This window comes from Paenibacillus sp. FSL R5-0912 (assembly GCF_000758605.1).
Taxonomy (GTDB): Bacteria; Bacillota; Bacilli; order Paenibacillales; family Paenibacillaceae; genus Paenibacillus_AQ.
This window is the reverse complement of sequence record NZ_CP009282.1, coordinates 6,886,489-6,907,332: the sequence shown is the minus strand read 5'-3', so window position 1 is coordinate 6,907,332 and position 20,844 is coordinate 6,886,489. Positions and strand designations below refer to the sequence as shown.

Here is a 20,844-nt window from a genome sequence, read left to right as displayed (position 1 = left end):
GGGCTGGAGGAAGAACAATGGAACAGTATATGGTCTACAATGCGGAGAACAACGGTCAAACGCTAGTGGTGCTCCCGGCGCTGGGTGAACGAAAGGAAATATATGCTCCTCTGGCTGCACAAATGGAGACTGTTCGGATCATCGCCATTGACCTGCCGGGTCATAACCGTGAGGATCGGGCCGATGCTGATATTGGAGCTTTTGTGCAGGAGATTAAGGATATTTTGGATGAGTTACAGATTTCGGAAGCGCATCTCGTAGGCAATTCTATCGGCGCATGGATATGTGAGGCCTTTTATGCGGAGTATCCTGCTTATGTGAAGTCACTTACTTTGCTCGATGGCGGATATTATTTCCTTGCGGACAGGGAAGAGGATGAGGGGGAGATTACGTTACCTGTCATTGATAGTCTGGAGGAGCTTGAGCAGGCAGTGGATGAAACCATCCTGGCGATGGACAAGCTTGCTGAATCTGAACGACAAGTATTCAAGGACTATTTAATGAATAACTTCTACCTGCAGGGTGATTCCTATATGCACCATAGCCGTGAACAGGCCTTAAATCGTCTGAGCAAGGAAGTAACTGCCACCGATTATTGCCTGAAGCAAACGGCTGATATTCCTTTGATATTGCTGTTGGCAGAAGAGAGTATGGATGAATTTAGTCTGGAGAAAATGCAGCTTTTCAAGGTTGCCCACCCTGATGCGGATGTGAAAATAATCGGCAACGGCTATCACTTCCTGCCGATTACGAATGCGGCAGATGTGGCAGCGGCGATGCATGAATTGCTAAGTCCGCTGTAATACCGCTTCTTTTAATTTAACAGGTATAAGAATACGCCAAAAACACTTCAAGAGCCGTTTAAGCGCTGAAGTGTTTTTGGCGTATTAGGGTCACAATATCAGTTATTTAACCCCCGGTACGGGCTAATTCCTCATGCACGATAGGGGCAACCTTGGTGCCCAATAGCTCAATGGCGCGCAGCACCTCGCGGTGCGGCATGGTGCCTACATTCACATGCAGGAAGAAGCGGGTCACGCCAAGATTCTTGCGCAGCAGGAGGATCTTCTCGGCTACATATTCAGCGTCGCCGACATAGAGTGCGCCGCGCAGGCTGCGGGCATCGTCAAAGGCCGCACGGTTATAGGTTCCGCCCCAGCCCCGTTCGCGTCCGATGACATTCATCTGGGCTGCGGTGGACGGGTAGAACAAGGCGGCTGCCTGTTCGTTAGTTTCACCTACGAAGCCGTGGGAGTGCGTGGCAATCTGCAGCTTGTCTGGATTATGTCCGGCGCGGACAGCCGCCTCCTTGTATAAGGCGACGAGAGGAGCAAAGCGTTCCGGCATGCCGCCAATGATCGCGAAAGCGATCGGAAGACCAAGCGTTCCGGCCCGCACGGCGGATTCAGGATTGCCGCCGCTGGCGACCCAGACGGGAAGCGGATCCTGGACGGCGCGGGGATAGACGGCAAGGTTATTAATCGCCGGGCGATGGCCGCCGCGCCAGGTGACCTTCTCGGAAGCGCGGATCGCCAGCAGCAGTTCCAGATTCTCCTCGAACAATTCATCATAATCATCCAGGCTATAGCCAAACAGCGGGAAGGACTCAATGAATGAGCCACGGCCCGCCATAATCTCTGCCCGGCCATTCGAAAGTCCATCCAGAGTGGCAAAATCCTGGTACACCCGGACCGGATCATCTGAAGACAAGACGCTGACAGCGCTGGTCAGTCTGATTCGCTTGGTCGTAGCTGCCGCTGCGGCAAGAACCACAGCCGGAGCACTGCCTGCATAATCGGCCCGGTGATGCTCACCTATGCCATATACGTCCAGGCCCACCTGGTCAGCGAGCACAATTTCTTCTACGGCTTCGCGCAGTCTCTCCGCATGGCTAATGGCCTTGCCGGTTACCGGATCAGGCGTAGTCTCCAAAAACGTGCTTATTCCTATTTCCATCAATTGTTTCTCTTCGGACATATTAATCCGCCCCCTTCTTCATGTACCCATTCTACTATACTTTATAATGTTTCTCAACTTTAGTAAGTGAAATTTATTCCGGAAGCTACTGCCGCTTGGATGATAACGGAATGGCAGCGGCAGCGGATACCGGGTACGGGGTAGCGTACGGATGGCGTCAGATTCGCATTTATGTGAAATAACCGGCCGGATCAGCGGCCCAGCCAAACAAAGCCAAGCGGACCGGGATGAACCCGGATCCGCTTGGCTGTTTGCTGTCCTCAGGATTTATCCTTTTTGACAGCAAGCTGTACGATCATAATGATGAGAACGAGCAATGCGATGAGCTGATCTGTACTCATGGTGGTCCGGCCTCCAATCCACTGGCAAGGATGGCTCTTCGGACCTGCATCTCCTCTCCAAGAAGCTGCTGCGTTCCCCATAATCTAGCATATGAACCGGCAGAGAAGGTTAGTACTTAAGCGTAGTGAACTACACACCACCTAAGAGGTGGGTGCTTCTTGGTCAATAGAGCTACTGCTCCAAGTTTACCCAAGCTTATAGGCTAGTTCCTAACCCGCTAAGGGCCATTTACATGGCTAGTTGTAGAAGATTCAGTGCCGCATTCCGGTCTCTGTCATGCTCTGTATGACAGGCAGGACAGGACCACTCCCGTACGGCTAGGTTCTTTACTTCTGCATTTTTGTAGCCACAGCAGGAACACAATTGACTGCTTGCAAAGTGTTTGGGAGCAATGATTAATTCTCTGCCGTACCATTTCGCTTTGTAGGTCAGCATGTCTCTGAACAGGCTCCAAGACACTTCGGATATGGCTTTGGCTAACTTATGATTCTGCATCATGTTCTTTACACGCAAGTCCTCCATCACGATCACTTGGTTTTCGTTTATCATTTGGGTGGACGTTTTGTGCAAAAAGTCTTTCCGTTGATTCGCTATTTTTTCATGCAGTCTGGCGACCTTCAGCCTTGCTTTATACCGGTTACGGCTCCCTTTCTTCTTTCGTGACAAGTCCTTTTGCAGCTTGGCTAATCGTTGTTCAGACTTCCGCAAGTACTTCGGATTCGGTATGATTTCGCCATGTGAAGGAATCGCAAAGTCTTTCAACCCCAGATCCACACCGATCTTCGTCTCGAGTGGGGGCAATGGGATGATATCCGTTTCCACCAATACGGAAGCGTAATATTTTCCCGTGGGTGTTTTGGAAATGGTGCATGATTTAATACGTCCCTCGAATGGACGGTGCAGCTTGATTTTGATTTTCGTTTTTAGTTTGGGGATTTTGATCCTTCCCTCTGTAATGGCAATGGTTCCCTTCTGGTTATTGGTTGTGAAGCTATGGCTATTCTTCTTCTTGCTCTTGAATTTTGGAAATCCCGCGTTCGGTTCACGGAAGAAATTCTGATACGCCTTCTCTAAGTGAAGCTGGGCATTGGCTAAGGCTAGACTATCCACTTCTTTCAGCCAGGCAAAATCCTTTTTGTAGGGCGCAGGTGTCGTTTGGAGCATCGTTTCCGTTTGCTTGTAATGTTCAATCTTATCTGCAAGCATTCGATTGTAGATGAAGCGAACAGCGCCGAATACTTTAGTGAAGTACTGCTCTTGCTCATAGGTGGGATGGATTCGATACTTATAAGCCTTTAACACCTGCCCACCTCATTTCTGACCTTGAGATTCGATGTACTTCCGGATGACTTCAATCGGCGCACCGCCAGTCGTCAGGAGACAATAACTTCTGGACCAGAAATATTCCTTCCACAGCTGTTGACGAATTACAGGAAATTCTTTCTTAATTAGACGGGAGGATGCACTCTTATAAGCGTTCAGAAATTTAGAAATATCGCTATTGGGGTGAGCTTTCATTAGAATGTGAACATGATCCTTGTCATGCTTCCATTCCTGCAGGGTGATATTGTAATTAGGCTGAATGGACTCAAATATCTCTTGTAACCGATTCGAAATGTCATCGTCTATTACTTTTCTGCGGTACTTCACGACTAGAATAAGATGATAATGAAGAGAGAATACTGAATGATTATTTGTGTCTAATTCCACGGATATCACAACCTATTTCATAATACTACTGAATACTTTTATTGTAATATTTTAGGTTGTATTTGTCTATGAGAAAGACCGCTGACACTCATCCCGCCACTTAGAGAAGTGGGGGAATTCTGACAGCTAACTGTTAAAAAAATTCCTGAAAACAGGGTAACTATAGAATTGAAATATTACCTCTTGTCCTTTTGATAGGACTGTTTTAGTATATAAGAATTGGCTTATATAATGAGGAGGCTGAACCGCGATGGATAAGCTTAACGAGGTGGCTGATGACCTGAAGCTTCTGGGAGACAAGACCCGCCTGATGATGCTTGGACTGCTGCAGGAGCGGGAATGGTGTGTCTGTGAGTTCGTCGAACTCTTTGAGATCTCGCAGCCGGCAATCAGCCAGCATCTGCGTAAACTGAAGGATAAGGGGATGGTGAAGGAGAGCAAACGCGGGCAGTGGGTGCATTACTCCCTGAATGTGGAGGGCAAGCCGCATATCACGGCCGTCCTGCATGGACTGCCGGATTCACATACTCTGCTGGCGTCACTGAATAAGACAGAGGTTACTGCCTGCTGCGACTGATACAACACTAGATCGATGAGAACGTCTGGAGGATAGGCTGGCGTTACTCTTATATATAAATATATCGGATTGGGGAGTGCTGCGGGAAATGTTGCTGCGGGTCAAACGGAGGGCGGGATTATGGTTGTCCTAGCCAGCCTTATTTTTGTTATTACTTTAATGTTTGTGATCTGGCAGCCGCGGAAGTTATCCATTGGCTGGTCAGCCTGCGGCGGAGCGCTGCTGGCCCTGGCGGCAGGCGTGGTCAGCTTCGGGGATGTCCGCGATGTGACGCTGATTGTGTGGAATGCCACGCTGGCCTTTGTAGCTATTATTCTGATTTCTTTGATACTCGACCGTGTTGGATTCTTTGAATGGGCGGCACTGCATATGGCAGCGGCGGCACGCGGCAACGGTACACTGATGTTCATCTATGTTATCTTGCTGGGTGCAGTGGTAGCTGCGTTGTTTGCCAATGACGGGGCAGCGCTGATCCTGACACCGATTGTACTGGCGATGGTCCGGGCGCTGAATTTTGATGAGAAAAAAGTGTTTCCCTTCATTATCGCCAGCGGGTTTATCGCCGACACGACTTCGCTGCCGCTGATCGTCAGCAATCTGGTCAATATTGTATCGGCCGATTTCTTCGGCATCAGCTTCACGGAATATGCAGGACGTATGCTGCTGCCTACGCTGTTCTCGCTCGCCGCCAGTATTCTGGTCTTATACTTGTTCTTCCGCAGAAGTATACCCAAAGTGTACGACACTGCCGGGATGAAGCTCCCGGAGGAGGCGATTAAGGACAAGCGGATGTTCCGGTTATCCTGGGGCGTGCTGGCGCTTCTGCTGGCCGGATATTTTGTCAGTGAATTTCTGAACATTCCGGTTTCTGTCGTGGCAGGTGTAATCGCGGTTTGCTTCCTGCTCATGGCCCGCCGGAGTCCTTACGTCAAGACGATGGAAGTGGTCAAGGGCGCGCCGTGGGCGATTGTCTTTTTCTCCATTGGTATGTATGTCGTGGTGTATGGCTTGCGCAATGCCGGACTGACCGATGTGCTTGCAGAGATGATCAGTGAGGTTGCGGAACACGGATTGTTCGCAGCAACGATGGGGATGGGCTTCCTCGCCGCGATCCTCTCCTCAGTGATGAATAATCTGCCGACTGTGCTGATTGGGGCGCTGGCCATTGATAACGCACAGGCGACAGGTCTCATTAAAGAGGCTCTGATCTACGCGAATGTCATCGGTTCCGATTTGGGTCCGAAGATTACGCCGATCGGCTCGCTCGCTACTCTGCTGTGGCTGCATGTGCTATCAGGCAAAGGTGTAAAGATCTCTTGGGGCACTTATTTCAAAACAGGAATTATTCTGACAATTCCGACGCTATTTATCACATTGTTAGGTTTGTATCTGCAACTGAAGCTGTTCTAATCTAGTCCTGAAGGAGAAGTCAGACATTAGCAAAAAGACAATCTATTTCCTATACGGGAACGAAATACAAACGAATTAAGTACAAAAAGCGGTGCAGACGGGGTGTCTGACCGCTTTTTATGTTGTTCTAGAAAGAGATACAGTTCGAACAATTGGAGTTACCCATTAATTATAGGATGATCATTAAGATATTGCAGAATGTACAACATTAAGGCCGATCTATACAGCTGACCTTAAAGATTATCACTTCAGCCGCCTGGTTGGGGTAAAGATAAGGCCATAGGGCAGACTGACCTGCCCAATCCGGTCTCAAACTGAGCAAAACCACGCGCTACTCCTTCTGCTTCCCAAGCCCATGCCCATGCTCGTGCCCCTGATCCTGATCCTGATCCTGATCCTGATCCTGATCCTGATCCTGATCCTGATCCGGGTATTTCACGACAGGCCATTTCACTTTGCGCAGGGCATCTATCAGCTCCGGCCCCACATTCAGATTGCTGCTGACCAGTTCATGGGGGGTAAGCGCCATCCACTGGTTCAGGGAGACATCGGCGAACCGGTCGCTGCGGAACATTTCCAGGAACCAGAGCGTGTCTGTCCCGGTATTCTGTATATAATGTCCCTGGGCAAAAGGCACATAGCCGACATCTCCGGCTCTGACGTTAAATGTACGCGCTGCGCCGTCCCCGCCAAAGACCGTCATCCGGCCTTGCCCGGTCAGATAATACTGCCACTCGTCATTATTCGGATGCCAGTGCAGCTCCCGCATGCCGCCGGGCTCAATCTCCACCAGCGCGGCGGCAATGTTCCGGGAGATGGGGAAATAGCTGGAGTCGACAATCCGCACACTGCCCCCGGGCGTCCGAAGCGGCGGCTGGGCCAGCAGCTGATGCTTGAAGCTCAGCGGAATTTCCCCGTAAGGCGACTCGACTCTCTGACTCTCAAGGGGGCCGGGCACCTGATCCTGATAAATATACACTTGTTCCTTCGGAATACACTCAAATGCAGATTCAGGTACGCCGAAGTTGGCGGACAGGACCTCTGGCGGCGTATGGGCAAACCAGTCGGAGATCGACAGGGTGTTCAGATCTGAGAAGCCTCCATCGTCAAAAACAAGCAGGAATTCACATCCCTCCGCCAGCCCCTGGATTGAATGCGGGATGCCCGGAGGGAAATACCACAGATCGCCCGGGCCGACATCGGCAATGAAGTTCCGGCCATTCTGATCCACGGCGGTAATCCGGGCGCTGCCGAGCAGCATATAGGACCATTCCGCCTGCTGGTGCCAGTGCAGCTCGCGTACTCCGCCCGGCGTCAGGCTCATATTCACCCCGGCAAGGGTGGTGGCAATTGGCAGCTCTCTGACGGTAACCTCCCGGGACCAGCCGCCGAAGTTCAGCTGCATATGGGCGTCGGAGAAGGAGAACTTCAGATTGGGGATCAGCCCGTTATCTGTAGAGGGCGGGACGAACATATCGGGATTCTCCCGGTCGCGCAGAATATCGCGGGGGCCGAGGTCAACATTGCCTGCACCGTCACTGCGGATAGGCTGGGGGATAACGGGCTTGCTAGAAGAACCGGGTTCGGCAGGGTTCATGGCTTAAGCTCCTTTCTGGATCGTACAGCACTCCAAGAAATATATGCGCCAGTATGCCACTTATGAGTTGTGAAGGGCTGAGCGAAATGTGATAATATTTGACTACCGGACAAATTTCCGTACGATAATCAGAGAGCAGGGTTTGAACTAATGACAATAGACGGACAAGAACGATACCGCTTCAGTGAAGCGCCAATATGGGAACTGCAGCGCAGGTATTATGAGCAGCTCGGGCTGCAGGCTTGGGCGAATGACCAGGTCCCACAGTACATTACAAGCAATCCGATGATCGGAACAGCGTATGCGGAGATGATCTTCGGATTTCTGCAGGACCGTGCGGAGAAGGGGCATACTACAGAACCGGTTATTATTCTGGAGCTTGGCGCAGGTGTCGGACGCCTGGCGTTCCATGTTCTGCAGCAGCTATGTGAGCTGATCCAGTATGCCGGAGTGCTGCTGCCTCCTTTCCGCTACGTCATGAGCGATCTGCCCTGGAAGAATATTGAGGGCTGGCAGAAGCATGAAGGTCTGAAGCCTTTTGTGGAGCAGGGGATTCTTGATTTCGCCCGCTTTGATGCGGTGCAGGATACAGAGCTGTCCCTGACGCAGAGCGGAATAGTGATTAAGCCCGGCGGACTGCAGCAGCCGCTGATGGTGATCGCCAACTACTTCTTCGATAGTATTCAGCAGGAACTGCTCTATATTGATGAAGGCAAGATTTATGAATGTGAGGTTTCGTTAAAATATCCCGAGCAGTCCGGCTCGATGAGCACGTCCGAAGTACTGCGGGATCTGGTGCCGGAATATCATTACAAGCGGGCCGAAGGCTATGAGGATCCTTCATACAAGTACCATGAAGTGATTTCATTCTATCTGGACAAGCTGGAGGATTCGCATATCCTGTTCCCGGCGGCGGCCATTTCCTGTATGGAACGTCTCGGGGCTCTCTCCCAGGGGAGCTTCCTGCTGCTTACCGCAGATAAGGGCGACCACCGGCTGGAGAACTGGGAATTCGCCGAGCCGCCGAAGCTGATTCATCACGGCAGCATTTCACTCACGGCAAATTATCATGCGCTGGTGCATTATTTTGAACGGAAGGGCGCCAAGTCCCAGTTCACACAGCATCATTATAAGAATCTGAATGTCGGCTGCATTCTGATGCTTGAAGAGCCGATGCTCCATCCCCATACCCGTCTGGCCTACCGGCGGTTTGTAGAGCGGTTCGGCCCGGATGATTTCTTCAGCCTGAAGGTGTGGATCGACAAAAATTACGATACGATCGGCATGCAGCAGATCCTGGCCTTCTGGCGGCTGGGCGGCTATGATGCCGAGCTGTTCATCCAGAGTGCGGAGCGTATCTCCGCTCTGCTGCCGGATGCCAGTGATGATGAGCTGCTGGACCTGCAGCGCGGGATTAATCTGATGTGGAAAGGCTTCTATCCGATGCCGCAGAAATATGATCTGGCGCTCGACTGCGGTCTGCTGCTGTTCGAGATGGAGCAGTACGGGGAGTCCCGCCGCTTCCTGGAACATTCGCTTGCATCCAGTGAGGAGGAGCCGGTAATTACTGTATTGTACTGCCTGGCTATTTGCAGCTACGAGCAGGAGGATGACGAAGCAGCGCTGGATTATACGCGCAGATCACTTCTGATTGAGCCGGAGCATGAGGAAGCCTTGGAGCTTTTGGCGGCGCTGAGCCAGGGGTAAGGTTGTCCCGCAGGCTGCTGCCGCCAACGGACATTGCTACACTTTACACCCAGCCTGTGATTTGTTATTCTGGATCAAATGATCAAACGCGATGACGAGAAGAGTACGTCTATTCATTCCCTCACAGAGAGCTCCGGGTGGTGCGAAGGAGCAGGGAAGGCTGGACCGAAACAAGCCTCTGAGCGGTGCACCGGAACCGGCTATGGCCGGGGATGGTACAACAGGAGCTCCTGTTACAGAGCTAGAGTATAAGTCCTGCCTGCCGGCAGTGCCGTACTTGATGAGATTAATATGGCGACATATTAATAAACCTGGGGTGGTACCGCGAGAATCTCGTCCCCAAGACTACAGTCTTGGAGGTGAGGTTCTTTTTTGTTGTCCCGTGAGGGCAGGTATCACCAATATACAGGAGGAGATCAGAATGACTGACGTTAATGTGAATGAGAGTGAACCGGCCGTGCCGGAGAATTATATGGATAAGCTGATCAGAGAAGACGTGGAGGGCGGAGTCTACAGCAGGGAGATCTGCACAAGATTTCCGCCGGAGCCCAATGGGTATCTGCATATCGGCAGTGCTTTTGCCATCCACACGAATGTTGAGATTGCCCGTAAGAATGGCGGCAGATTCCATCTGCGCTTCGATGATACCAACCCGCTGAAGGAGGATATGGAGTATGTAAAAGCTATTACCGAGGACATGGAATGGCTGGGCTGCAGCCCGGGAGAGCATATCTATTATGGCTCTGATTATTCGGAGGAAATCTGCCGCAGCGCAGAGGAACTGATTCTTAAGGGGAAAGCTTATGTCTGCGACCTGACTCCGGAGGAAGTAACGTCCTACAGGGGGACATTAACCGAACCTGGTAAGGACAGTCCGTACCGGGACCGGTCGCCGGACGAGAATCTGCGGCTGTTCCGGGGGATGCGTAATGGAGAATATCCTAACGGTGCAAAGGTGCTGCGGGCCAGAATCGACATGTCTTCGCCCAACATCAATCTGCGCGACCCGGTACTCTACCGGATCATTCATGCAGAGCACTACCGCACGGGGGAGGACTGGTGCATCTATCCGATGTATGATTTTGCTCATCCGATTCAGGATGCCATTGAAGGGGTAACGCATTCACTCTGCTCCATTGAGTTCAAGGATCACCGGCCGCTGTATGAGTGGGTGCTTAAGGAGCTGAATATTCCTGAACCCCCTAAGCAAAGGGAATTCGGCCGGGTGAATCTGACGGGAGTGGTCACGAGCAAACGGTATCTCCGGGCGCTGGTTGCCGGGAAGTATGTGGACGGCTGGGATGATCCGCGTCTGCCTACGCTCCGTGGACTGCGCAGACGCGGATTCACGCCGGAGAGCATCAAGGATTTTGTCCGGGAGATCGGGATGGTCCGCAATACGGCAATGGTCGATTTCTCGCTGCTGGAGCACTGCGTAAGACAGGATCTTAAAGCGAAGGTGCCGGCTATCATGGCCGTGCTGAATCCGCTGAAGGTTGTGCTTGCCAATTACGAAGCCGGGGCTTCTGAATCTCTTAACATTGAGTACAACAGTGAGAATCCCGCGCTCGGCACAAGAGACGTTCCATTCTCCGGCACACTCTATATCGAGCGGGAGGACTTCATGGAGATACCTTCCAAGGGCTTCCGCAGACTGACGCTTGGCGGTGAAGTACGGCTGAAGGGTGGGTATTTCATCCGCTGCAATGAAGTGATTAAGGATAAGGAAACTGGTGAGATTGTCGAGCTGCGCTGCACCTATGATCCGGATACGAGAAGCGGGAGCGGTTTTGACGGGCGGAAGGTAAAAGGAACCATCCATTGGGTGTCCGCTGAGCATGCGGTCAAAAGTGATGTGTATCTGTACGAGAAGTTGCTTGTAGACAATGAAGGGCCGAAGGAGGAAGGGGAGACCTGGGAAGCGTACATCAACCCGGATTCTGCCACTTTGCTAAAGGATTGCTTGCTGGAGCCGCTTGCGGATAAACCACAGCCCGGGGACAAATTTCAATTCCTGCGTCACGGTTATTTCTGTATCGACAGCAAGCACAGTTCTGATCACAGGCTGGTATTCAACAGAATTGTTCCGCTGAAGGACACCTGGAAAGGGAAAGCAGAAAAATAAGCTTCAACACAGTTTCTCCACAAACGGCGGCTATACTGATGGCAGTACCTTGAATCCCGGAGGAGGAATAACCATGAATTGGTCCTGGCTGGTTACATTGATCTGTCCGCTGATGATGATTCTCATGATGTTCGGAATGCCCGGCATGCGCGGCAAACATGGACATGGAGGCCACTCGCGGAAGCAGGCGGATGTGGAGAAGCTGCAGCAAGAGCTGAATGAACTGAAGCTGCTGAATGAACAGATGCGCGCTGATATCCAAAGTATTACCTCTTAAGCAGTGTGGATCACACTGGAATGCCCGGCGGGCGAGAGTCAGGATTAACTCCTGAAGCTCGTCCGTTTTTTTGTACGCTGTGACAGATGCATTTTAGTTTGCGAAGCAGCGGGCGGGGTAATGACTTCTTAGGCTGGAGCATCACTTTGCCGCAGGTTTGCACATAATATATTTTTGAGCATCTGGGCGGATATCGTGTGTATTAATCAGGATGCCATTCCGGATGAAAAATCCAATGAAAATACATTTACATTTCTCAATTAGCAGATTATAATGAAAACAAATCAAATGTTGCATCAGGGAAACTTTCGTGTATATAGACAACTTTTTCCGGGCAAGAGGAGGGATAGAAAATGATGGAGCAAAATACAGCAGTAGAATCATCCCCTATACTAAAAGGACATACTAATAAACATTCGGCACAATCGGTGCTGAATGGAGATGTCAAAGGACTGAAGAGACTCCTTCCTTTCTTGGGCCCGGCTTTTATCGCTTCTGTAGCGTATCTGGACCCCGGCAATTTCGCCACTAATATTACTGCAGGCTCGAAATACGGATATTTGTTATTATGGGTTATCTTTGCCTCGAATCTGATGGCTGTCCTTATACAATCCTTATCCGCCAAGCTTGGCATTGCCACCGGTAAGAATCTGCCTGAGGTAGCCCGGGAGAAATTCCCGAGGGGCGTGTCCATCTTCCTGTGGATTCAGAGTGAACTGGTTATTATCGCTACTGACCTGGCGGAATTTATCGGGGCAGCCCTTGGACTATACTTGCTGTTCGGTATACCGATGCTGCCCGCTGCGCTGATTACCGCAGTAGGATCTTTCGCTATTCTGGAGCTCCAGCGGCGCGGCTACCGTACCCTGGAGGCCGGAATTGCCGGGATGGTGATGATTGTTGTTCTGGCTTTTGCATTCCAGGTCATTATGGCGAAGCCCGATGCGGGCAGTGTAGTTGCCGGAATGTTCACTCCAAGATTCGAAGGTGTGGACAGCATCCTGCTGGCTGCCGGAATTCTCGGCGCGACGGTTATGCCGCATGCGATTTATCTGCATTCCTCGCTGACCCAGAGCCGGGTCGTCGGGATCGATGAGCGGGAGAAGAAACAGATCTTCCGGCTGGAATTCATCGATATTCTGATTGCCATGCTGATTGCCGGTGCCGTGAATATGGCCATGGTGGTTGTAGCTGCGGCGTTGTTCTTCAAGAATGGTCTGGTCGTTGAGGATTTGGATGTCGCCTTCGAGCAGTTCCGCAATCTGGCAGGACCGGTTACCGCCATCTCCTTCGGCCTCGGCCTCCTGATCGCAGGTCTGTCGAGCTCGTCGGTCGGTACAATGGCTGGTGATGTGGTCATGCAAGGCTTCATTAATAAAAAGATCAATCTCTACCTGCGGCGGGCGATTACAATCATTCCACCGCTGACCATCATCGCCTTCGGGATTAACGCTACTAGTGCACTGGTGATGAGCCAGGTCGTCTTGTCCTTCGGGATTGCCTTTGCCCTCATTCCGCTCGTGATCTTCACAAGCGACCGCACAATCATGAAGGGGCTGGTGAACCACCGGATCACCACCCTCCTCGGCTGGATTATCTCGGCTCTGGTAGTGTCACTAAATTTGTTCCTGATTGTTGAGATGTTTGTGTAACTGCTGTAAGGTCATTAATGTTTTACGCTGTGAATCTTCCTTCAAAAGGGTCGTCCCAAAGCCATGAACGATGGCTTGGGAGGGCCTTTTGTTATTTTTGCGTAGAAGTGCTACTGAATTCGGGGAAGTGGCGAGGGATGAGGAAATGAAAGGGATAAATCCCTTTGAATTCGCTGTAGGCGGGTATTTGGAGGAAATGAAGGGGATAAATCCCTTTGAATTCGCTGTGGGCGGGTATTTGAGGGAAATGAAGGGGATAAATCCCTTTCATTTCGATGGAAGTGGTCTTTAAGATTGTAGAAACTCCCCCTCTTAAACAGCGGAGCGGACGGAATGATTGTGGAAAAGCGGAGCGGTCGCCTTTGTATCCGGATTTTCACCGTAAAGGGGAATAAATAAAATCTGGATACAAGAGCGATTGGAACAACGTTCCGTTTGCGGAGCGTGCTCTAAAGTGCCAACGTAAATCCTGCTCTAAAACAAATATAAAAAAGAGGCACCCAAGCCATTTTGGCTTTGAGGCACCTCTTGCTTTTTATTAGTTCCTATTGCTTCACAATATCCTGCACAGCCTTATCCAGACTCTCCAGCAGCTTATCACGGTCAAGCTGTCCGCCGAGATATTCCTGCATCGCAGCGCCGAAGCCCTGGGTTACACCGTCAGGGAACATATCCCAGTTCCAGCCGAGGGCGGTAGCGGATTTCTCCTGCACGGCAACGGCAACCTGGCCGATATCTGCTGCGTCGGCAGCAACGTTAGTTTCAGCCGGGATGAACTTGAATTCCTTGGTCAGATACTTCTGGCCGGTTTCGGAAGAGACGAGCCAGTTCAGGAAGGCTTTAGCTTCTTCCGGATGCTCGGATTTGCTGTTCACCACATAGTTGTTAGGTACGCCTACAAGGATAGTGCCTTCTTCGTCGCTGATCGGAAGCGGGAGGAGGCCCAGATTCAGGGCAGGATCGATTTTGTCGATATCGCCTTGCGTCCAGTTACCCTGTAGCATCATCGCGGCTTTGCCGGATGCGAATTCCGCAACCTGGGTAGCATAGTCGGTAGTCATCTTGTTATCCTGGGCATTGTCGAAGATCACATCCACCAGATCCAGCCACTGCTCGAATACGGCGTTACCTTTGATCGTCTGCGTACCGGCTTTGACATCATCAATGAACTGCTTCGGATCAGGCTGGTGGGCCAGACCTACGTTCACAAGGTGAATCCCCATCGACCACCACTCATTAGTGGCTTCAAACGGTGTGATGCCGGCGGATTTCAGCTTGGCTGCCGCATCTTTCAATTGCGGGAGGGTCTTAGGCTCTTCCGTAATGCCGGCTTTGGCGAACAGATCCTTGTTGTAGATTAGTCCATAGCCTTCTACGTTCATTGGCATACCATAGAGCTTGCCGTCCACGGTTGCCGGCGTTTTGGCGGTTGGGATCAGATTGGCGGCCCAAGGCTCATTGCTCAAATCAGTGGCGCGGTCCATATAAGGTACGAGGGCAGTATAACCGCCGTTATTGAAAATTTCCGGTTCAGAGCCGGAAGCAATCTCCGCTTTGAGCAACGCGCCGTAGTCTTCACCGCCGCCATGCGTTTCCACTTCGACCTTCACACCGGTTTCTTTCTCATATTCTTCGGCGAGTGCGTTCAGCTGCTCGGCAATTTCAACCTTGAACTGGAACATTTTGATCGTAACATCCTTGGCAGGTGCCTTGGTTGCTTCCGGTGCTGTGGTTTCGGTTGACGCATTAGGAGCATTGGTTGCGTTTCCATTGCCTGCGGAATTCGTATTGCCGCTATTCCCGCAACCTGCGATAATAAGTGTGCAAACGGTTGCGATAACGAACGCGAACTTTCTTTTCATAGAATAACCTCCCTGGTCTGTGTTTCCTGCAACTAGATCGTAATCCAAATGAGAGTGGACTTACACTTAATATTTTGCTCGAAAAAGTGGATATTGTTGCAAGGGGATCTCGCGATCATCCCTTAATGGAGCCTGTGGTTACACCTTCGACAATATAACGCTGCAGGGACAGGAAGAATATGAGGATAGGCGTAATCGCCATCACGAGACCCGCAAGGGCCAGATCCCACTTCTTGGTGTACTGCCCGAAGAACTTGGTCACTGCAACCGGCAGGGTCGTCAGATCCTTATTTCCCCCGATGACGAGCACCGGCAGCAGATAGTCATTCCAGATCCACAGCGTGTTAAGGATAATGACCGTTACAATAATCGGCATGAGCAGCGGGAACACAATTTTGAAGAATACGCCGTACGGATTGGAGCCGTCCACCCGCGCCGCTTCCTCCAGCTCAAAAGGCACTGTCTTAATGAATCCGTGGAACAGAAACACCGACAGCGGCATTCCGAAGCCGAGATAGCAGGCCACGATCCCGTATAATTCTCCGCGAAGTTCCAGAATACTGGTCACACGGACTAATTGCAACATCAGCGACTGGAACGGAATGATCATCGCCGAGACCAGCAGCAGGAAGACGAAGGAATTGAAGCGTGTCGGCTTCCGTACAATCTGATAAGCGGCCATCGAACTGAACAGGACAATGAAGATTACGCTTAAGACAGTGATTTGCAGGGAGCTGAAGAAGGCTTGCGGGAAGTCAATGGCATTCCAGACCTTCGAGTAATTATCCCAGTGGAACACCTGCGGCCAGGAAGCGGCGTCGATCAGGATGTCCTTAAGCCCTTTAACCGAATTGCTTAGCACCAGGTAGAAGGGGGATAAGAATATAATAGCCAGAAGTATGGAGATGATCTCTAGAACGAAGTTTCTGGGCCGGTATCTGCTGCTGTTCATTACGCCGACACCTCTTTTCTTTTGGTAAGCCAGACCTGTGTGACCGTGATCAGTGAAACAGCCGCGAAGAAGAGCAGCGCTTTGGCCGTACCGAGGCCATAACGGTTGTTGATCAGCGCTTCCGCATAAATGTTATAGGCCAGTGACTGGGTCGAGGTCCCCGGTCCGCCTTTGGTCAATGACAGGTTGAGATCGAACATCTTGAACGCGTTAGAGGTTGTCAGGAACAGGCAGATCGTAATCGCCGGCATAATCAGCGGGACATAGACACTCTTGAACAGCTGCGGGGCACGGGCGCCGTCAATTTTGGCCGCTTCGACCAGATCCTTCGGGATACCTGCCAGCGCCGCGATATAAATGACCATCATATACCCGGCAGTCTGCCAGACGAATACAATGACCAGACCCCAGAATCCAGTGCTGGGCGTACCCAGCCAAGGCAGCTGGAAGAACGAAATCCCGGTAAGCTCGCCGATCGTGGCGAAGCCTTTGGTGAAGATGAACTGCCAGATGTAGCCGAGCAGAATACCGCCGATCACATTGGGCATGAAAAAGATGGTGCGCAGCAGCTTCTTCGTCTTCAGCGTCGTCATCAGAATGAAGGCAAGCAGCAGCGCCAGTACATTGGCGGCCACTACGGAGATTACGGTGAAGCGGAGCGTAAAGAGCAGAGACTCCCAGAACTTATCGTCGTTCGTAAAAATCCGTCTCCAGTTGGCCGCGCCGGTCCAGACCGCTTTGTCCAGATCGAGCCCGTTCCAGTCGGTGGAAGAGTAGTAGAAGCCGAGGAAGAATGGAGTGACTACAATGGTCAGGAAAAAGAGCAGACAGGGGCCGAGAAATACGATTTGCTGTCCCCAGCCTCGTTGCAAGCGCAGAGCTTTTCTCATATGGAATCTCCTTTGTATAATATTTCAACGTGTTCACAGCTTCATTATAGAAAGCCCGGGCCATCGCCAACACTCAATTTGATGATGAGAAAAGTGGATTATATTGCAGCCGTGTTGCTTCCGGAGCGAGTTTTGCTGCAAGGTTATATCAGAGAAGCGGTTCTTCCGCAAAACTTACAGGAGGTTCCCCCATGTTCAGAAACAGTATCCGGACGCGGCTGATGGCCTTAGTGCTGCTGGCGTCAGTGATTCCGTCAGGCATATCCGTTACCTTCTCCTATCTCTATACCAAGCAGTCGGTTACGGAGCAGTCCGTGAAGCAGAATACGAAGCTGCTGACGCTGGGGGAAGCGAATCTCAGCAGTTACTTCAGCGGGATGAATCAGCAGGCGATGTCGCTGTACAGCGGGATTAATGTTCCCAGTTCTTTCTATACCCTACTACTTACCGCCAAAAGCAATGAACATGTACCTGATGGAACGATTGTGCCGGATACCCGCGCCGTGATCTCCACCCAGCTGTACAATCTGTTCCTCTCCGACCGGAATACCTTCCAGATCCATCTCTACGTCAGAGCGGCCCGGCAGTCCAATCTGCTGCTGGGCGGACTGTTCCGCCGGGAAGAGAATGCAGATTATGCCAAGGCGGAGCATCCCGAGGGGACCTACCGGCCATACATCGAAGTGACGCATATGGATCATCAATACGGCGTGAAGTCCGGCTTCCCCAATCTGAAGCCGGGGAGCGTTCCGGTCTTCACTGCGCATTTTCCCATCTACCGCACGCCCAGCGACAGTGTATTGGCCGATCTGTCGATTGATTACAGCCTTGAAGAGCTGGAGGGCATCGTCAAATCGATGTACAATTCGGACACGGAGCGTCTGTATGTGCTGAATGAGCAGGGAAAGGCCTTGTTCACTTCTGATCCGGACTGGGTGGGTAAAACGGTTGAGACCGGATGGAGCCGTCTTCCCGAAGACAGTGACAGCGGGCATTTCACCTGGAAAAAGGACGGCTTCCAGGGTATTGTCATGTACAAGCATATCAAGGACCCACTCTTCAGCGGCAGCATCATCAAGCTGGTGCCTTACGAGGATCTGTATGGTGATGCGAGGATCATCACCCGGTTCAATATGGGGATCGGGCTGCTGTTTCTCCTGATCGGGGGAATCAGCGCGGTCCTCATCTCCATCGGCTTTACCCGGCCGATTAAGAAGCTGATCAACTTCACCCAGAAGGTGCAGATCGGCCAGCTGGATGCGCATATGGATGCCGAACGGGAGGATGAATTCGGCCTGCTGACCCGCAAGATCACCGGCATGACCCGGACCATCAATGACCTGATCGTTAAGGAATACCGCCTGGAGCTGGCGAACAAGACGAATCAGCTGAAGGCGCTGCAGGCTCAGGTCAATCCGCATTTTCTCTACAATGCCCTGCAGTCCATCGCCAGCTTGTCCTTGCGCTATAATGCGCCGAAGGTGTATGATCTCATCTATTCCCTGGGCAGCATGATGCGCTATTCCATGAATACGGAGCGGACGCAGGTGCCGCTGCGCGATGAAATCGAGCATGTGCAGAATTATGTGATTCTGCAGACGGAGCGGTTCGGCGAAGAGAATCTGCGCCTGGAGATTCATGCGGCGGAAGCAGCGCTGGAGACGGTCCTGCCCAAGATGATTCTCCAGCCGATCGTGGAGAATATCTTCAAGCACGGCTTCGCGGACGGAATCCGCGAAGCCGTCATCCGGATAGACTGCACGCTGGAAGGGCAGTCGCGGCTGGTTCTTGCCGTCAAGGATAACGGCAAGGGGATTAGCCCGGAACGGCTGGAGGAGATTACAGCCGGACTTAGAAGCAGCGGCCGGCCTGAGAACGAAGAGATCGGCCTGTATAATGTGCTGGCCCGCCTGCGGCTGCAGTTCGGCAGCGAGGCGGAGATGCAGCTGCATAATGAAGAGGGTCAAGGGGTTACGGTTACCCTGATTATTCCGCTGGAGGGGCCAGGCGAATAAAGCCATCTTCCCGGAGAGACAGTTACAGTATGAATGTTTAACGCGATGAATTATTGATTATAGAGTGATAAATGAAGAAGGGTGCAGACATAACCGAAAGGAGCGGCTGGAAATGAAGGTGCTGATTGTAGATGATGAGAAGCATGTGCGGGAGGCCATCCGTTATTTTGTTCCTTGGGACAAATATAATATCTCCGCGATATATGAGGCTACCAATGGTCAGGAAGCGACCCGGGTGATGCAGGAGCATCAGCCGGCGATCGTATTCACGGATATGCGGATGCCGCTGATGGACGGAGCCGAGCTGCTGGAATGGCTGCATAAGCATTATCCGAATACGAAGACCATTGTCATCAGCGGGTATCAGGATTTCAATTATGTGAAGCCGGCCATTGTCTACGGCGGGACTGATTATCTGCTGAAGCCGCTGAACAGCAAGCAGCTGATTGCCTCGGCGGAGCATGCCTTTAAGCTGTGGATGGAGGAGGAGGCGGTGCGGAAGCAGTCGCAGCGCCAGAATATGCAGCTGAACGTGCTGCGTCCGCTCTACTGGGACAAGGTGCTGTCCGATCTGGTCTACGGGCATGCCTCCTTTCAGGAGCTGAAGCTGGCGCTCAGCGAAGAGCTGGGGATGCCGATTGGAGCAGCCTCCTGCAGAGTGGCTGTCATCTCGATGCAAGGTGCAGACTGCCGTCTGCTGCAGAGATTTCATGGCGATGTGGCGCTGACGGCTTTTGTGCTGGCCAATGTCTGCAATGAGGTTATGGCACCAGACTACAGCGGCTATGCCTTCCGCAGCTGGCAGAGCGGGGGGGAGCTTGTGATTCTGTTGTGGAATGCTGTTCAACAGGCGGAGACGGTACTGAACGGAGTGAATGAATCGATCCGCCAGGCGTATGGCGTCCAGGTGGATATTGGGCTCAGCCTGCTGAACCCGTTGCCGGAGGGGCTGCAGCCTGCTTTTGCCCAGGCACGCCAAGGGCTGGAGGAACGGAATCTTCTTCAGCGTGATGGACGGATACATCTCTGTAGAGCAGATGGGGGGGAGAGTGGGCCTGAAGAAGACTACGCCCTGGATATGGAGCTGGACAAGCTTAGAATCGCGGTATTGTCGGGTGATCTGGAGCGGATGGAGCGGGTTGTGGAGGAGTGGGCCCGTGAGCTTGCCGGCTTACCGCTGCTTACGGAGAGCAGCTTCCTCCATCAGCAGGAGGAGATCTGTGCTGTTCTGAAGCGCTGGCGGCCGGAGGAGGAGATCAGCCTAGAATTATGTTATGACTCGCAGGGGCTGTTCTCGGTGGAGAACTGGGAGAGTCAGCTTAAGGCTCTGCTGCAGCGCCTGTCCAAAGGCAGCTCGCAGGCTCAGGGCAGCAGACTTGTGCTGGAGATCAGAGAGTACCTGAACCGGAACTATGCGCAGGATATGACGCTGCAGCATATCGCGGAGCGCTTTTTCATCAGCAGGGAGAACGTGTCGCGCAAATTCAAGCAGATCACCGGGGAGAATCTGTCGGATTATTTAACCGGCCTCAGAATGGATAAGGCGAAGACGCTGCTGCAGAATACGAATCTACGGCTATCGCAGATTGCGGAGCTGGTGGGGTATGAAGATGAGAAATATTTCAGCCGTGTCTTCAAGAAATCGACCGGAGTGACACCGCGGGAGTACCGTAAGCAAGAGGAGGAGGGCTAATGGAAGGCCCAATTACCTTTCAACATTTTCCAGCGTTAAACCGATAATAGCTATATGG

General features: G+C 51.9%; 17 protein-coding genes and 1 other annotated feature. Of the genes, 10 read left to right on the top strand and 7 right to left on the bottom strand.

Annotation, left to right across the window (positions count from 1 at the left end; genetic code table 11):
• Positions 1-17 precede the first annotated feature (17 nt).
• Positions 18-803, top strand: coding sequence for an alpha/beta fold hydrolase (locus R50912_RS29130; RefSeq protein WP_042239861.1), 786 nt, complete (start codon positions 18-20; stop codon positions 801-803).
• Between the two features lie 106 nt (positions 804-909).
• Here the strand turns inward: R50912_RS29130 and R50912_RS29125 are convergent, their stop codons facing one another.
• From R50912_RS29125 to tnpA, 3 genes are all read right to left on the bottom strand, one after another.
• On the bottom strand, positions 910-1,956 hold the full coding sequence (locus R50912_RS29125; protein WP_042243579.1) for an LLM class flavin-dependent oxidoreductase: 1,047 nt from the start codon (positions 1,954-1,956) through the stop codon (positions 910-912).
• A gap of 591 nt (positions 1,957-2,547) precedes the next feature.
• Positions 2,548-3,621, bottom strand: a complete 1,074-nt coding sequence (gene tnpB / locus R50912_RS29120; protein ID WP_042239860.1) for an IS200/IS605 family element RNA-guided endonuclease TnpB — start codon at positions 3,619-3,621, stop codon at positions 2,548-2,550.
• A gap of 9 nt (positions 3,622-3,630) precedes the next feature.
• Positions 3,631-4,029 carry an IS200/IS605 family transposase gene (gene tnpA, locus R50912_RS29115; RefSeq protein ID WP_156123401.1) on the bottom strand — a complete coding sequence of 133 codons (399 nt, stop codon included), beginning with the start codon at positions 4,027-4,029 and terminating at the stop codon, positions 3,631-3,633.
• Positions 4,030-4,279: 250 nt separating this feature from the next.
• On the opposite strand from tnpA, the gene R50912_RS29110 reads away from it, so the two are divergent.
• Together R50912_RS29110 and R50912_RS29105 are read left to right on the top strand one after the other, a co-directional pair.
• On the top strand, positions 4,280-4,606 hold the full coding sequence (locus R50912_RS29110) for an ArsR/SmtB family transcription factor (protein WP_042239857.1): 327 nt from the start codon (positions 4,280-4,282) through the stop codon (positions 4,604-4,606).
• Between the two features lie 120 nt (positions 4,607-4,726).
• The gene (locus R50912_RS29105) at positions 4,727-6,016 is read left to right on the top strand and encodes an arsenic transporter (protein ID WP_042239856.1); all 1,290 of its coding nucleotides are present in this window, start codon (positions 4,727-4,729) and stop codon (positions 6,014-6,016) included.
• 331 nt (positions 6,017-6,347) lie between these two features.
• Here the strand turns inward: R50912_RS29105 and R50912_RS29100 are convergent, their stop codons facing one another.
• Positions 6,348-7,613 (bottom strand): oxalate decarboxylase family bicupin, encoded by a 1,266-nt coding sequence (locus tag R50912_RS29100; protein ID WP_081956709.1) that lies wholly within the window; start codon positions 7,611-7,613, stop codon positions 6,348-6,350.
• 150 nt (positions 7,614-7,763) lie between these two features.
• Here R50912_RS29100 and R50912_RS29095 point away from each other — a divergent pair, with 150 nt between their 5' ends.
• The 5 genes from R50912_RS29095 to R50912_RS29075 all read left to right on the top strand — a co-directional run bounded on the left by R50912_RS29095 (position 7,764) and on the right by R50912_RS29075 (position 13,666).
• Complete coding sequence (locus R50912_RS29095; protein WP_042239854.1) at positions 7,764-9,320, top strand: tetratricopeptide repeat protein; 1,557 nt, start codon at positions 7,764-7,766, stop codon at positions 9,318-9,320.
• Positions 9,321-9,402: 82 nt separating this feature from the next.
• Positions 9,403-9,664 (top strand) — a binding site (T-box leader).
• Between the two features lie 77 nt (positions 9,665-9,741).
• Entirely contained in the window at positions 9,742-11,445 is a 1,704-nt protein-coding gene (locus tag R50912_RS29090) for a glutamine--tRNA ligase/YqeY domain fusion protein (RefSeq protein WP_042239852.1), read from the top strand.
• A 73-nt stretch (positions 11,446-11,518) separates the two neighbouring features.
• A complete protein-coding gene (locus tag R50912_RS29085; protein ID WP_042239849.1) occupies positions 11,519-11,722 on the top strand; it encodes a hypothetical protein in 204 nt (67 codons plus the stop codon).
• A 356-nt stretch (positions 11,723-12,078) separates the two neighbouring features.
• A complete protein-coding gene (locus R50912_RS29080; protein ID WP_042243574.1) occupies positions 12,079-13,374 on the top strand; it encodes an Nramp family divalent metal transporter in 1,296 nt (431 codons plus the stop codon).
• Between the two features lie 88 nt (positions 13,375-13,462).
• Positions 13,463-13,666, top strand: coding sequence for a hypothetical protein (locus R50912_RS29075; RefSeq protein WP_042239847.1), 204 nt, complete (start codon positions 13,463-13,465; stop codon positions 13,664-13,666).
• Between the two features lie 253 nt (positions 13,667-13,919).
• Here the strand turns inward: R50912_RS29075 and R50912_RS29070 are convergent, their stop codons facing one another.
• The 3 genes from R50912_RS29070 to R50912_RS29060 form a co-directional block, all read right to left on the bottom strand.
• Positions 13,920-15,236 carry an ABC transporter substrate-binding protein gene (locus tag R50912_RS29070; protein WP_042239846.1) on the bottom strand — a complete coding sequence of 439 codons (1,317 nt, stop codon included), beginning with the start codon at positions 15,234-15,236 and terminating at the stop codon, positions 13,920-13,922.
• Between the two features lie 115 nt (positions 15,237-15,351).
• Complete coding sequence (locus tag R50912_RS29065) at positions 15,352-16,188, bottom strand: carbohydrate ABC transporter permease (RefSeq protein WP_042239845.1); 837 nt, start codon at positions 16,186-16,188, stop codon at positions 15,352-15,354.
• Positions 16,188-17,078 (bottom strand): carbohydrate ABC transporter permease, encoded by an 891-nt coding sequence (locus R50912_RS29060; protein ID WP_039300685.1) that lies wholly within the window; start codon positions 17,076-17,078, stop codon positions 16,188-16,190. The genes R50912_RS29065 and R50912_RS29060 overlap by 1 nt, the downstream gene beginning before the upstream one ends.
• Positions 17,079-17,269: 191 nt before the next feature.
• Between R50912_RS29060 and R50912_RS29055 the strand changes: the two genes are divergently transcribed.
• A complete protein-coding gene (locus R50912_RS29055; protein ID WP_042239844.1) occupies positions 17,270-19,093 on the top strand; it encodes a sensor histidine kinase in 1,824 nt (607 codons plus the stop codon).
• Positions 19,094-19,205: 112 nt separating this feature from the next.
• Complete coding sequence (locus tag R50912_RS29050; protein ID WP_042239843.1) at positions 19,206-20,786, top strand: response regulator; 1,581 nt, start codon at positions 19,206-19,208, stop codon at positions 20,784-20,786.
• The last annotated feature ends 58 nt before the right edge of the window (positions 20,787-20,844 follow it).